The following is a 13,107-nucleotide window of genomic DNA, read 5'->3' on the forward strand; positions in this document are numbered from 1 at the left end:
CGACCGACTTTCCACACACCTTGTTTTGAAGAGATCTCTTCAAGAAATAGAACTGAAGTAGTAGTAGGCACTGTGGAATCTGTGGACTTCGACCGAATCCGCAGGTCAGCAAGCACGTCGGCGTGGGGATGGCCGTGGGGTGGCTCGAGGATGAACTGGGAGCGTCTGTGGACGCCCGAAGTTGTCCCAATTCCATCCTCGAGTAGTCCTCGAGTTGTTCCACCGGATTCACCCTGTTGTTCACACGCGGGGGCAGGGTGGTGGCAACTAGGTGGATTCCTCGAGGACTCCACACGGATTCCTCGAGGAATCCACAGGGCCGATCCGGCAACGTCGCAGGTCGGCATGACCGTGGGGGTGTGAGTGGATCCGGCTGTGGACGATGTGGACAACTGCCTGTGAGCGAACACTCCCAGATCGCTCCCCAGCCCCTGTGCGCCAACCGGTGCACAACCGGTGGATTCCTCGAGGACTCCACAGGGATTCCTCGAGGAATCCACAGGGCAAAAAAGAACACCGCCCCAGGTCAGGGCGGTGTTCGAGGGTGTGGATGAAATCAGCGGGAGCGCTGTTTGATCCGGGCTGTGAGTTCTTGCACCTGGTCGTAGACGCGGCGCCGCTCGGTCATCTCCTTGCGCACCTTCTTCTCCGCGTACATCACCGTGGTGTGGTCGCGACCGAACGCCTGCCCGATCTTGGGCAGCGACAGGTCGGTGAGCTCACGGCACAGGTACATCGCGATCTGGCGGGCCTGCGCGAGCGGCCTGGCCTTGCCTGGCCCCGTCAGTTCCTCGAGCGTCGTATTGAAGTACTCGGCGGTGACGGCCATGATCGTCGCCGCGTTGATCTCCAGCGCCGCGGTGTCGGGCATCAGATCGCGCAGCACCACCTCGGCCAGCGACAGATCCAGCGGCTGACCGTTGAGCGAGGCGAAGGCCGTCACCCTGATGAGCGCGCCCTCGAGCTCGCGGATATTGCGCTCCACCCGGCTGGCGATCAGCTCGAGCACGTCGTGCGGCACGTCGAGCCGGTCCATCCGCGCCTTCTTGCGGAGGATCGCGATGCGGGTCTCCAGTTCGGGCGGCTGCACATCGGTGATCAGGCCCCACTCGAAGCGCGTGCGCAGCCGCTCCTCCAGCGTCGCCAGCTGCTTGGGCGGGCGGTCGGAGGAGACGACGATCTGCTTGTTCGCGTTGTGCAGGGTGTTGAAGGTGTGGAAGAACTCCTCCTGGATGCCTTCCTTGCCCTCGATGAACTGGATGTCGTCGACCAACAGGATGTCGGTCTCGCGGTAGCGCCGCTTGAACGCGACCTTGCGGTCGTCGCGCAGGCTGTTGATGAAGTCGTTGGTGAATTCCTCGGTGGACACGTACTTCACCCGCATGCCGGGGAACAGCCGCTGGGCGTAGTGCCCGGCCGCGTGCAGCAGGTGCGTCTTGCCCAAACCCGAAGCGCCCCAGACGAACAGCGGGTTGTAGGCGCGTGCGGGCGCTTCCGCGATGGCGACCGCAGCGGCGTGCGCGAACCGGTTGGACGCGCCGATGACGAACGTCTCGAAGGTGTACTTGGCGTTCAAGCTCGCCGAGGACGACGGCTGCGGCGGCGCCTCGGGCGACTTGTTGAAATACGTCGGCCAGTTGTTCCGGGCGTCGACCACCGGCTCGTCGTCGGCCGGTTCGGCACCCGGCGTCCCCGGTCGCAGCGGCTCCGGCGCCGCTTCGATGATGGGTTCCTCGGCCCGCGCGGCGATCGGCTCGTCCTGCTGCGGCCCCCGGCCCCGGCCCGGCGCGCGCTGCGGCGGCGGGTCGGGGGTGAACAGCGACTCCTGACCCGGCGGGATGTGCTCGCGGCGGGGCGAACCGGAGGGCTCCCGGCGGGCGGGTGGGGCGGCATCGGCCGGGCGCTGGTCGGGGCGCGCGCCACGGAACTCGCCACGACCGCCGAACTCGCCACCGTTGTAGTCGGGTACCGGGTACGGCGCCGTCGGCTCGAAGTCGGTGCCGGGGAACTCGGCGCGGTCGGGCTGGAACTCCGGTGCCTGTGCGTATTCGGGCTGCTGCTGATATTCCGGCTGCTGATACTCGGGCTGCTGGTATTCCGGTTCGGCTTGCCGGTATTCCGGTTCGGGCTGGTACTCGCGATGGGCGGCGTAGTCGGGGCGCTCGCCGTACTCGCCCGCCTGCGCGGGGTACTCGCGGCCGCCGTAGCTGTTGCCGTAGTCACCGGTTGGCGGATATTCCTGCCCGCCCTGGTACTCGTTGCCGTACTCGCTGTTGCCCGCGGGGTACTCGCCGGTGCCGTAGCGGGGTCGGCCGTACTCACCGCGCGCGGCGTAGTCGGGAACACTGAAATCGGGACCGGGGTAGCCGGTCGGCGGGCGCACCTGCTCGCGCGGGCGCTCCGGACGGCTCGTCATCCTGGCGTGCCGCGGCGAACTGCCCGCCCGCTCCCCCGCGGCCGGGCTCGGCGCGGCGATGCGCACGCCCAATCCTTCGACCTGCGGACCGAGCCGGCGACCCAGCGAGCGCAGGATGGGTTCGCGCAGATCACGCTCGATCGCCTCCTGCGCGAGCGAGGACGGAACCGACAGCAACGCGAAGCCCTGGGCGACGGTGAGCGGTTTGACCAGCTTCAGCCAGGCCTGCTGCGCGCGGCTGACCGCGGGAATGGCGCCGTCGGCGGAGCCGGTGGTGAGCTCGGCAACCACCTCTGGCCATACTGTGGCCAGCACATTCTGCTCGTCGTCCATGCAGCGTCCTCCCCGGACCGGTTGTTGGGGCCCACGGCCGGGAGCACGCGAGCAAACCACCTGTGAACAGGTGGAATCCAGTAATCCTGCGTACAACCGAAGCCGGTTCGAACGCCGTGCGGTCCCAGAATCTCCGAGTGCGGCGCGGGCACCGTCGGCCCTACGAATATGCCACTCCGGCCGTCTTTCCACACAATTATCCACAGATGTGGACAAACCTGGGGATAGAGGGAATCTGCCAGTGTGTGGCAGTGAACGGGGCTGGACCTGCGGTTCTTCAGCAATCCCCCGGCTACAGAGGTTAGCCGCCCCCGCCGCAGAAGGCCAGAGGTGTGGAAGAACTCACGAAAAGTCCGCGGCTGCGTCAGTGCGTCCCGGGCGTGTCGCGCCAGGTCGGCCCAGCTCGGGTCCACCGATCGGGGTCCGGTAACCTGGACAACGTGCCTGGCGCACGGGCCTGGGGGCCGAGTTTGACCCTGCGTAGCGGTATCAGTACCCTCGTACAGTCACCCCTTGGCGCGGTGGCGGCTGTGTGCTGCACGTCGATCGCCAAGGCTTTCTGCGTGTAGACCGCGGTCCGCTGCGCAGACATCCGAATCATTGAACAGAACTTCGGGCGCCGAACGGTGCCCACCAACTCGAGGAGTGTTGACCGTGGCCAAGGGCAAGCGGACGTTCCAGCCGAACAACCGTCGTCGGGCGCGCGTGCACGGCTTCCGCCTCCGGATGCGTACCCGTGCGGGTCGCGCCATCGTTTCGGCGCGTCGCCGTAAGGGCCGTTCCGAACTGACTGCCTGATCGCGCGTAGTCGGACGCTCGGGTGTTGCCTGAGCCGTATCGGTTGCACCACCGTGCCGAATTCTCCCGCACGGTGCGCCGCGGTCAGCGAATCGGGAGGCGAGATCTCGTCGTACACGCGCTTACGCACACGTACGACGATGTCGCCGACGTCGATTCCCTGATCCGGGTAGGCGGTCCGCGGTTCGGGCTGATTGTGAGCAAGGCGGTGGGAAACGCGGTGGTTCGCCACCGGGTGGCCCGCCGCCTGCGTCATATGTGCGCCCAGGTCGTCGACGAACTGCCCGCCGGTACCGATGTCGTGATCCGGGCGCTGCCCGGCGCGGCTACCGCCGACTCCGCCGAGTTGCTGCGCCAGCTGCGCTCCGGCCTACGCAAGCTCGGTTTGCGTACCGCGCCGGCGCCCGCGCTCGGTCGCACCCCGGCCGGTGAGCGGCGATGAGGACCCTCACCAGGCTCCCCGCGAACGCGCTGATCTTCCTGATCGAGCTGTACCGGACCTATGTCTCCCCCACCCGGATGCCGATCTGCCGGTTCACTCCCACCTGCAGCGAGTACGCGGTGACCGCCCTGCGCACCCGCGGACTGCTCGTCGGGTCGGCACTGACGGCCGTGCGCCTCGCCAAATGCGCACCCTGGCACCCTGGAGGGTGGGATCCCGTGCCAGAGCGCGGGTCGAATGCCTGCACAAAGTCATCGCCCGCGCTGATCGGCGATACGAACGACGGGAGTACCTAGAGCCGTGCTCGACATCATCTATTGGCCGGTATCCGCGATTCTGTGGTTCTGGCACAAAGCCTTCGGCTTCGTGTTCGGAGCGGACAGTGGGCTCACCTGGGCCCTCGCCATCGTCTTCCTGGTCTTCACGCTGCGGCTCGTGCTCTACAAGCCGTTCGTCAAGCAGGTTCGCACCACCAAGCAGATGCAGGAACTGCAGCCCCAGATCAAGGAGCTGCAGAAGAAGTACAAGAACGACCGCGAGACCATGGCGCGGGAGATGCAGAAGCTGCAGAAGGAACACGGCTTCAACCCGCTGATGGGTTGCCTGCCGGTCCTGGTGCAGGTGCCGGTGTTCCTGGGTCTCTTCCACGTGCTGCGGTCGTTCAACCGCACCGGCCACGGTTTCGGGCAGCTGGGGATGTCCGCGTACGAAAACGCGCACACCCCGAACTACATCTTCAGCGCGGCCGACGTCCAGTCGTTCCTGAGCGCCCGTATCTTCGGTGCGCCGATCGCAGCCTTCATCACCGCGCCGCAGAGTGAGCTGGAAGCCTTCGCCGAGTGGGGTGGCACGCCGACCAGGCTGAGTATCGCGCTCGTCGCGATTCCACTGATGGTGATCGCCGGCCTGGCGACCCACTTCAACGCCCGCGCTTCGGTGGACCGGCAGACTGAGGAAGCCAAAGCCAACCCGCAGGCCGCGATCATGAACAAGCTGTCGCTGTGGGTCTTCCCGCTCGGCGTGATGGTCGGTGGCCCCTTCCTGATGATCGGCATCCTGATCTACTGGGTGGCCAACAACATCTGGACCTATGGTCAGCAGCACCTGGTGTTCGGCCGGATGGACAAGGAAGAGCAAGAGAAGAAGGCGAAGAAGCTGGAGCTGCGCGCGCAGAACGCGCCGAAGCCCGGCGCCAAGCCGGTCGACGTCCGCAAGAAACAGGACGCCCCGGCCGAGGACACACAGTCGACCAACGGCACCGCCGCGTCCAACGGCACCGCCAAGCAGACCGCCAAGCAGGGTGGCGGTAAGCGCAGGCCCGGTGGGCAGCAGCGGCCGGGTAACCGTGGCCGAGCGAACCAGAAGCGTAAGCGCTGAGTGGCGATCAGATAGAGGAATCCAATGACTGTTGAGACCGAGACCGACGGAGGGGACGCCACTGTGGGGACGACTGTTGACGTCGTGAACGACGCCGAAGAAGCGTTGATCGAAGAGGGCGAGATCGCGGGCGACTACCTCGAGCAACTGCTGGACGTGCTCGACTTCGACGGCGATATCGACCTCGATGTCGAGGGCGACCGCGCCGTCGTGAGCATCGACGGCGGCCGCGATCTGACCAAGCTCGTCGGACGCAACGGTGAAGTCCTCGACGCGCTGCAGGAGCTGACCCGGCTGGCCGTGCAGCAGGCGACCGGCGTTCGCAGCCGCCTGATGCTGGATGTGGCCGGCTGGCGCGCGCAGCGTCGCGCCGATCTGAGCGAGCTCGGCGTCGCCGCCGCGAAGCGGGTGCTCGAGTCGGGCAAGCCCGAGGCGCTGTCCGCGATGACTCCGTTCGAGCGCAAGATCGTGCACGACGCCGTCGCCGATATCGAGGGCGTGGCGAGCGAGAGCGAAGGTGTCGAGCCGAATCGCCATGTGGTGGTAGTGCCCGAGTAGGCTGACACCGCCGCGACCATGAAAGGGCCTCCGGTCTCGGACCGGGGGCCTTATTCATGTCCTCTTGCGTTTGACCACCACTCGGAAGGATGTTTCACGTGGAACGAGAACTGGGTGCGCTGTCCGCCGAGCTGGAACCGCCCGCCGCCGCCGCGCGGGTGTTCGGCGACCGCCTGGACCTCGCCCGCCGCTACTGCGCGGCGCTGGCCACCGCCGGCGTGGAACGCGGCCTCATCGGCCCGCGTGAAGTCCCCCGCCTCTGGGAGCGTCACATCCTCAACTGCGCCGTGGTCGGCGAACTGATCGAGGAGGGCGCGGCCGTGGTCGACATCGGCAGTGGCGCCGGACTTCCCGGTATTCCGCTGGCCATCGCCCGGCCGGATCTCCGCATCACTCTCGTGGAACCGCTGCTGCGCCGCACGGTCTTTCTGAGCGAGTTCGTCGACGAGATCGGGCTGAAGAACGTCACTGTCGTTCGTGGCCGCGCCGAGCAGTCCGGTGTCATCAAGGAGGCCGGCGGTGCGGATGTCGTCACCTCGCGGGCGGTGGCTCCGCTCGCGAAGCTCGCGCACTGGTCGCTCCCCCTGCTCCGCGACCACGGCCGGATGCTCGCCCTCAAGGGAACGAGTGCCGCCGAGGAACTCGAACGTGATGGCGCCGAATTGATTCGCGACGGAGCCACCGATCTCCGCGTCGTCGGCTGCGGCGCCGGGATCGTCGAAGTCCCGACTCTCGTGATCAGTGCCGAACTACTCCCCCGCGCCGAACGCCCGACTCGTCGAGCGGGCCGGAAGGCGGCTGGCGCGGAGAAGAAGCGCCGTGGCGGTGGATCGGTCTGATTCGTCTATCGGCAAGGCGGCCATTCGATTTCGTAACGTGACGAAATGGGCCGAGGGTTTTACCTGCGGCCGAATCGGACCGAATTCCGAGAGTTCCGGAGGAGTGCCGCAATCCACTCCCCCTCGCATGTTTCACGTGGAACTCGGGTGCGGCAAGGTTCCATGATTTCGGCTGCTCGGGTTGTCCAGTTGTGCTGACGGTTTCGCGCGCACATGCCGGTGCGCCCCTGGCGTCGCTGCGATGGCTCACGGTGGCCGGAGCGGATGCTGGTCGGAGGGTTCAGCTTCGCCGACCGACGCCGGTTCTGGCGGATGGCGTCACGGTTAGAGGGTAGGGCTGGAAGGACTGATCCCCCGCCTGATTTCGACACGCGTGCTCCCCGGTGTTTCCCGTGAAACATCGCTCGGGGCACCGATTTGCGCGACTTTGGGTGTGTCCTTCCCGGCGTGCCGCGATTCAGCTTTCCTAACTGTCGCGGGGCTGGCAAGCTGTTCACAGTCGGGCGTGCGCGCCGGGAGCCACCGCGGATGTGGCCGGACGCCCCCGAACTTGTTTGTGATGACACGGCGCCGACGCTCGGTCGGGAGTACGTGATCTGAGTTTCTCGGGTTAGGAGCAGTCTATGTCGAGCGGTCCGGCGAATGTTTCACGGGAAACAGCGTCGCGGGTCCCGGGGATGCTGGATTCCAGCAGCTTCGACGCGGAGACGTTCGGGAACACTCCTTTCGGGAATATCTCCCCGGCCGAGACCCCGATCGCGGCGGAAGCGCAACGCGCCAGCCAGATTCTGCATCCAGGAAAGGTCACTGTGCCGAAACCCCGCGAGCAACGGATCATCACCATCGCCAACCAGAAGGGCGGCGTGGGTAAAACCACGACGACGGTCAATCTCGCTGCGGCACTAGCGCACCAGGGTATGACGGTGCTTGTCGTCGATCTCGATCCGCAGGGCAATGCGAGTACGGCGCTGGGCGTCGCGCATCACTCCGGGGTCCCCTCCAGCTACGAGCTGTTGATCGGCGAAGTCGCCGTGAAGGACGCGATCCAGCAGAGCCCGCACAGCGAACGGCTGCTGTGCGTTCCGGCGACGATCGACCTCGCCGGCGCCGAGATCGAACTGGTCTCCATGGTGGCCAGGGAAGGGCGCCTGAAGACCGCGATCCACGAGGCGGCCATCGCCGGTTACGACATCGATTACGTCCTGATCGACTGCCCGCCCTCCCTCGGCCTGCTCACGGTCAACGCGCTCGTGGCGGCCAAGGAAGTGCTGATCCCGATCCAGTGTGAGTACTACGCACTGGAGGGCGTCGGGCAGCTGCTCCGCAATATCGGGCTGGTGCAGGCGCACCTCAATCCCGAACTCCACGTCTCGACCGTGCTACTGACGATGTACGACGGCCGCACCAAACTGGCCGACCAGGTGGCGGAGGAAGTGCGTAACCATTTCGGCGACGTCGTGCTCAAGTCGATGATCCCGCGCAGCGTGAAGGTCTCGGAGGCGCCGGGCTACGGCATGACCGTGCTCGATTATGATCCAGGCTCCCGCGGCGCGATGAGCTACCTGGACGCTGGGCGCGAGCTCGCCGCCCGCGCCCAGCTCCGCCAGGACGCGTCGTAGTGAGTTGGAACGAGGAAGGGATCGGTAGCCGATGAGTCAGGCGAAAAAGGGCGGTCTCGGGCGCGGCTTGGCCGCACTGATCCCGACAGGTCCGGCAGCGACGGCGCCGGGTCTCAGCAGTGCCGCGGCGAGCGTGATCGGGATCAACCCGATCGGCCCGCAGCCGGCCGAGGCGTTCCTGCATCGCGTTCCGGATGCCGAACCCGAACCCGAGGAAGACCTCGTCTCCCCCGGCGGCGCGGTCTACCGCGAGGTGCCCGCCGAGCAGATCGAGCCGAACCCGAAGCAGCCGCGTCAGGTCTTCGAGGAAGAGGCACTGGCGGAGCTGGTGCACTCGATCCGCGAGTTCGGCCTGATGCAGCCGATCGTGGTGCGGCGCATCGAACCGGGCGTCGACAAGTTCCAGTTGGTCATGGGCGAGCGCCGTTGGCGCGCGTGCCAGGAAGCCGGCCTGGCGACGATCCCCGCGATCATCCGCGACACCGACGACGGTGCGATGCTGCGCGACGCACTGCTGGAGAACATCCACCGCGTGCAGCTGAACCCCCTCGAAGAGGCCGCCGCCTATCAGCAGCTGCTCGAGGAATTCGACGTCACCCACGAGGAATTGGCCACGCGAATCGGTCGCTCCCGGCCGGTGGTGACGAATATGATCCGACTGCTGAAGCTGCCGATTCCGGTGCAGCGTCGAGTGGCCGCCGGAGTGCTCTCGGCCGGCCACGCCAGGGCGCTGCTCGGTTTGGATGCCGGTCCCGACGCGCAGGAAGTGCTAGCGGCGCGGATCGTCGCCGAGGGACTGTCGGTGCGGGCGACCGAGGAAGCGGTGACGCTCGCGAACCGCAACCCGTCGGAGGTCGCTCCCCCGGCCCCGAAACGTAAGCCGATCCACATGCCGGGTCTGCAGGAAGTGGCCGAGCGGTTGTCGGGGTCCTACGACACCCGGGTCACGGTCAGCCTCGGAAAGCGCAAAGGCAAGATCGTTGTCGAGTTCGGTTCCGTCGAAGATCTCGAGCGCATTGTGGCGCTGATGGAGCAAGCCAGCCCTGAAACGTCACTGTGACGGGGCACTCCCAGTCTTTCTACATAATTGAAAGAGGCGGCATTACTGTGGATAGTGATGTGGCGTGAGCGTGGATGAATCGGACAGCTGGAGGCTGAGCAGAGCGGTGTCGACCAGCGTCACAGCCTTGACTCTCGATCGACTCGATCAGCTCCCGGCGCACACCCGGCGGTGTGTGTTCTGGGAGCTCGATCCAGCCGTCGCTGCCGACTCCCACGCCTTCAGCGATCCGGTCTTCGAGAAGGAAGCCTGGCTCTCGACCGTGATGCTCGAATGGGGCTCGTGCGGTCAGCTGGCGCATGTCGACAAGAACATCGCAGGCTGCGCGCTGTACTCGCCCCCGAGTGCGGTACCGCGGTCGACCCTGTTCCCCACCTCCCCCGTGAGCCCGGACGCGGTCCTGCTGACCACGCTGCAGGCCGAATTCCCCTACGAGGAGGCCGATGTAGCCCATCGGCTGATTCAGGGCGTGGTGGCCGATCTGGTGCGTCGCGGCGTGCGCGCGATCGAGGCGTTCGGCATTCGCAACGGTCCGGCGAGCAGCTCGGTAGCCGATCGCGGTCTCGGATCGTCGATGCGGTTGATGGAACGGATCGCGGCGCCGCTGCGGGATCCGGCCGCCGCGACCCACTGCACCCCCGAAACCTGCATGATCGACGCCGATTTCCTCACCGAGGTCGGTTTCGAAGTGGTGGCCCCGCATCACCGCTTCCCCCGGCTGCGCCTGGAACTGGATTCCGACCACGGCTGGAAGGAAGACGTCGAGCGCGCCCTCGACCAGCTGCTCGCCGCGGCGCAGATCCGCCTCCCCGTGACTTTGGGCCAGACTTAGGTGCGCAGTGTGTGGCGACGCGGCCGGCGGTGAGCCTGGGGGCACGTCGGCCCGTTCCCGGTGAGTTACCCATGTAGTCGCGAGATCAGTGGAACGGCCCCGCGGAATGGTGAATCCGCGGGGCCGTTTGCGTTCTGAAACGTCAGACGCGTGGCACGGTTACGTTGCCCGACTCGGCGGCGGCGAGCTCTTCGGCGAGGAGTTCGGCGAAGGTGTACGTGCCGGTGGGCTGGTCGTCCTGGCCGAGCAGGTACAGCCGCTTCACCGAGATGAGGATGGCTTCGGCGATCACGTCGCGCATGCGCGGGTTGGCGAGCACCGAGGCGTCGTATTCGTTGGTGAGGTAGCCGAGATCGACCTGGACCGTCGGCATCTTGGTGAGCCGCAGCAGATCCCAGGTGCGCTGATGAGTCCGGCAGTCCTGCACCGAGGTACGGGCGACCACCTCGCGCTGGATGAAGCCGGCCAGCACCTGCCCGATCATCGAGACCGAGCCGTGCGAGTTGCCGAAGTAGAAGCCGGCGACGCCCTTGGCGGACGGGTTGTCGCTGGTGGCGCAGCGCAGCGAGATCATCAGGTCGGCATCGAAGGCGTTGGAGGTGTCCGCGCGTTCGGCATCGGTGGGGTTGGCGCCCCACGGCCGGGACAGGAACGTCTCCATGCCGGTGGCGGCCATCCGGCCCTCGAGCCGGGAAGCCAGATCCCAGAGGATCTCCGACTCGTAGACGTCGCCGAACTCGGTGGGCACCGCGAATCCCTTGTCGGCGCCGCCGAATCCGGGATCGATGACGATCCGCTTTCCGGTGAGCTGCGGACCGGCCCGGTGCACCACCTCTTCCTCGGCGATGCGGTGCGGGTTGCCGCCGGTGACGCGCGCGCCGAGCAGATCCAGCGAACGCAACGTGTCGGGCCCGCAGATGCCGTCGGCGGACAGGCCGATCTCGCGCTGGAACGCGCTGAGCCCGTCGTGGGTGTGCGGGCCGAAGTAGCCGTCGACCCGGTGCACGTAGAAGCCGAGGTCCTGCAGCTTGCGCTGCAGGGTGGCCACGTCGTCACCGTAGAGCGGCGCGGACAGCTGGTAGATCAGCGTGCGGGCACCCAGGCGGTAGGAGGCTTCCTTCAGCGCGCGGTAGGTCGCCGGACCGACGACCCCGTCGACGAGCAGACCGCGCTGCTGCTGGAACGCGCGTACCGCCGAGTCGAGCGGGCGGTCGAACTCCGCGTCGGTGTCCTTCCAGTAGTCGCCGTGCTGGGGATGCAGGAAGCCGAGGCTTGCGAGGGTGCTCCGAACCTCTGCGACGGCTGGTCCTGAATCGCCGTGACGAAGTCGGTGCATGCGTGAGAGCCCTTTCTTCGACCGGAGCGTCGCCTCGATTGTCTCAGACCCGGGGCGCTTTGCGGGAATCCCCGGGTCCAGGCATCCTACGGCGCGTCGGCCGGTCGGACGTGCTTTTGTCAGATCAAGCCGTCGAGTTCACGCAGCAGCGCGGCCTTGCCCTTGGCGCCGACGATCTGCTTCACGGGCTTGCCGCCCTGGAACAGGATCATCGTCGGCAGGGACAGGATCTTGTAGTCGCGGGCGGTGCCGGGGTTGGCCTCGGTGTCGAGCTTGGCGATCGTCAGCTTGTCGGCGTGAGTGCCCGCGATCTCCTCCAGCACGGGGGCGACCATCTTGCACGGACCGCACCAGTCTGCCCAGAAGTCGACCAGCACCGGCTTCTCGCTGAGCAGGACGTCATCGGCGAAGGACTGGTCGGTGACGGTGATGGTGTTGGCGCTCTCGGCCATGGGTGTACTCCTTGCTGGGTGGAACTCGACGTGCTCGAAATCAGTTGGTGGACACCGCTGCCGGGCCGTCGGCGTTGTCGAGCGTGTTGGCGGTGATATCGCCCTGCTCGGCGAGCCAGCGCTCGGCGTCGATCGCGGCGCGGCAGCCGGTGCCGGCGGCGGTGATCGCCTGCCGGTAGGTGTGGTCGACCAGGTCGCCCGCGGCGAAGACGCCGGCCACGTCGGTGGCGGTGCCCGGCTCGCTCACCTGCACATAGCCTTCACTGTCGAGCGCGACCTGGCCCTTGACCAGCTCGCTGCGCGGGTCGTGGCCGATGGCGACGAACAGGCCGGTCGCGGCGAGTTCGGACTCCTCGCCGGTGCGGGTGTCGCGCAGGGTGAGGCTCGACACGCTGTTCTCGCCGTTGACCTTCACCACTTCGGCGTTGAGCCGGAACTTGATCTTCTCGTTGGCCTTGGCGCGCTCGAGCATGATCCGCGAGGCGCGGAACTCCTCGCGACGGTGCACGACGGTGACGCTGGCCGCGAACTTGGTGAGGAAGGTCGCTTCCTCCATGGCCGAGTCGCCGCCGCCGACGACCACGATGTCCTGGCCCTTGAAGAAGAAGCCGTCGCAGGTGGCGCAGGCGCTCACGCCGCGGCCGAGCAGCTCCTGCTCACCCGGCACGTGCAGGTAGCGGGCGGCCGAGCCCATGGCGAGGACGATGGCGTAGGCCTCGAAGGTCTCGTCGCCGACGGTCACCTTCTTGATCGGGCCGGACAGGTCGATCGCGTCGACGTCCTCGGTGCGCAGGTCGGCGCCGAAACGCTTGGCCTGCTCGCGCATCTGCTCCATCAGGTCGGGACCCATGATGCCTTCGCGGAAACCGGGGAAGTTCTCCACCTCGGTGGTGGTCATCAGGGCGCCACCGAACTGGGTGCCCTCGAAGACGAGGGGCTGTAGTTCCGCGCGAGCGGCGTAGACGGCTGCCGTGTAGCCGGCGGGTCCTGAGCCGACGATGATCAGGTCGCGAACTGGCGTGCTCATGGGGCCCTTCCGAAAAGA

General features: G+C 66.8%; 13 protein-coding genes. 9 read left to right on the plus strand and 4 right to left on the minus strand.

Annotation, left to right across the window (positions count from 1 at the left end):
• Window positions 1-556: 556 nt before the first annotated feature.
• A complete protein-coding gene (gene dnaA, locus ACWF82_RS25940; protein WP_452505204.1) occupies window positions 557-2,749 on the minus strand; it encodes a chromosomal replication initiator protein DnaA in 2,193 nt (730 codons plus the stop codon).
• 654 nt (window positions 2,750-3,403) lie between these two features.
• On the opposite strand from dnaA, the gene rpmH reads away from it, so the two are divergent.
• The 9 genes from rpmH (at window position 3,404) to ACWF82_RS25985 (ending at window position 10,274) form a co-directional block, all read left to right on the plus strand.
• Complete coding sequence (gene rpmH, locus ACWF82_RS25945) at window positions 3,404-3,547, plus strand: 50S ribosomal protein L34 (RefSeq protein ID WP_071932098.1); 144 nt, start codon at window positions 3,404-3,406, stop codon at window positions 3,545-3,547.
• 22 nt (window positions 3,548-3,569) lie between these two features.
• Window positions 3,570-3,989: a ribonuclease P protein component gene (gene rnpA / locus ACWF82_RS25950; protein ID WP_452505206.1), complete on the plus strand. Its 420-nt coding sequence runs from the start codon at window positions 3,570-3,572 to the stop codon at window positions 3,987-3,989.
• The gene (gene yidD / locus ACWF82_RS25955; RefSeq protein WP_189031758.1) at window positions 3,986-4,285 is read left to right on the plus strand and encodes a membrane protein insertion efficiency factor YidD; all 300 of its coding nucleotides are present in this window, start codon (window positions 3,986-3,988) and stop codon (window positions 4,283-4,285) included. The genes rnpA and yidD overlap by 4 nt, the downstream gene beginning before the upstream one ends.
• Window positions 4,286-4,289: 4 nt before the next feature.
• Window positions 4,290-5,366, plus strand: coding sequence for a membrane protein insertase YidC (yidC, locus tag ACWF82_RS25960; protein WP_452505208.1), 1,077 nt, complete (start codon window positions 4,290-4,292; stop codon window positions 5,364-5,366).
• A 24-nt stretch (window positions 5,367-5,390) separates the two neighbouring features.
• Window positions 5,391-5,924: a Jag family protein gene (locus ACWF82_RS25965; protein ID WP_452505210.1), complete on the plus strand. Its 534-nt coding sequence runs from the start codon at window positions 5,391-5,393 to the stop codon at window positions 5,922-5,924.
• A gap of 89 nt (window positions 5,925-6,013) precedes the next feature.
• Window positions 6,014-6,763, plus strand: a complete 750-nt coding sequence (gene rsmG / locus ACWF82_RS25970) for a 16S rRNA (guanine(527)-N(7))-methyltransferase RsmG (RefSeq protein WP_452505212.1) — start codon at window positions 6,014-6,016, stop codon at window positions 6,761-6,763.
• A 623-nt stretch (window positions 6,764-7,386) separates the two neighbouring features.
• Window positions 7,387-8,382, plus strand: a complete 996-nt coding sequence (locus tag ACWF82_RS25975; RefSeq protein WP_378851843.1) for a ParA family protein — start codon at window positions 7,387-7,389, stop codon at window positions 8,380-8,382.
• 31 nt (window positions 8,383-8,413) lie between these two features.
• Complete coding sequence (locus tag ACWF82_RS25980; RefSeq protein ID WP_452505214.1) at window positions 8,414-9,442, plus strand: ParB/RepB/Spo0J family partition protein; 1,029 nt, start codon at window positions 8,414-8,416, stop codon at window positions 9,440-9,442.
• A gap of 106 nt (window positions 9,443-9,548) precedes the next feature.
• Window positions 9,549-10,274, plus strand: a complete 726-nt coding sequence (locus ACWF82_RS25985) for a GNAT family N-acetyltransferase (RefSeq protein ID WP_452505216.1) — start codon at window positions 9,549-9,551, stop codon at window positions 10,272-10,274.
• Between the two features lie 142 nt (window positions 10,275-10,416).
• Here ACWF82_RS25985 and ACWF82_RS25990 read toward each other — a convergent pair whose 3' ends face one another.
• The 3 genes from ACWF82_RS25990 to trxB form a co-directional block, all read right to left on the minus strand.
• Window positions 10,417-11,610 carry a peptidoglycan-binding protein gene (locus ACWF82_RS25990; RefSeq protein WP_452505218.1) on the minus strand — a complete coding sequence of 398 codons (1,194 nt, stop codon included), beginning with the start codon at window positions 11,608-11,610 and terminating at the stop codon, window positions 10,417-10,419.
• A 119-nt stretch (window positions 11,611-11,729) separates the two neighbouring features.
• Entirely contained in the window at window positions 11,730-12,062 is a 333-nt protein-coding gene (gene trxA, locus ACWF82_RS25995; protein ID WP_452505220.1) for a thioredoxin, read from the minus strand.
• Between the two features lie 40 nt (window positions 12,063-12,102).
• The gene (gene trxB / locus ACWF82_RS26000) at window positions 12,103-13,089 is read right to left on the minus strand and encodes a thioredoxin-disulfide reductase (RefSeq protein ID WP_452505222.1); all 987 of its coding nucleotides are present in this window, start codon (window positions 13,087-13,089) and stop codon (window positions 12,103-12,105) included.
• Between the last annotated feature and the right edge of the window lie 18 nt (window positions 13,090-13,107).

The organism is Nocardia sp. NPDC055053, from assembly GCF_053608285.1.

Excerpts from the sequence above, each read along its gene's own strand:
- dnaA (WP_452505204.1), bottom strand. The coding sequence starts at position 2,749 with ATGGACGACGAGCAGAATGTGCTGGCCACAGTATGGCCAGAGGTGGTT.
- yidD (WP_189031758.1), top strand. The coding sequence starts at position 3,986 with ATGAGGACCCTCACCAGGCTCCCCGCGAACGCGCTGATCTTCCTGATC.
- ACWF82_RS25965 (WP_452505210.1), top strand. The coding sequence starts at position 5,391 with ATGACTGTTGAGACCGAGACCGACGGAGGGGACGCCACTGTGGGGACG.
- rsmG (WP_452505212.1), top strand. The coding sequence starts at position 6,014 with ATGTTTCACGTGGAACGAGAACTGGGTGCGCTGTCCGCCGAGCTGGAA.
- ACWF82_RS25975 (WP_378851843.1), top strand. The coding sequence starts at position 7,387 with ATGTCGAGCGGTCCGGCGAATGTTTCACGGGAAACAGCGTCGCGGGTC.
- ACWF82_RS25980 (WP_452505214.1), top strand. The coding sequence starts at position 8,414 with ATGAGTCAGGCGAAAAAGGGCGGTCTCGGGCGCGGCTTGGCCGCACTG.
- ACWF82_RS25990 (WP_452505218.1), bottom strand. The coding sequence starts at position 11,610 with ATGCACCGACTTCGTCACGGCGATTCAGGACCAGCCGTCGCAGAGGTT.
- trxA (WP_452505220.1), bottom strand. The coding sequence starts at position 12,062 with ATGGCCGAGAGCGCCAACACCATCACCGTCACCGACCAGTCCTTCGCC.
- trxB (WP_452505222.1), bottom strand. The coding sequence starts at position 13,089 with ATGAGCACGCCAGTTCGCGACCTGATCATCGTCGGCTCAGGACCCGCC.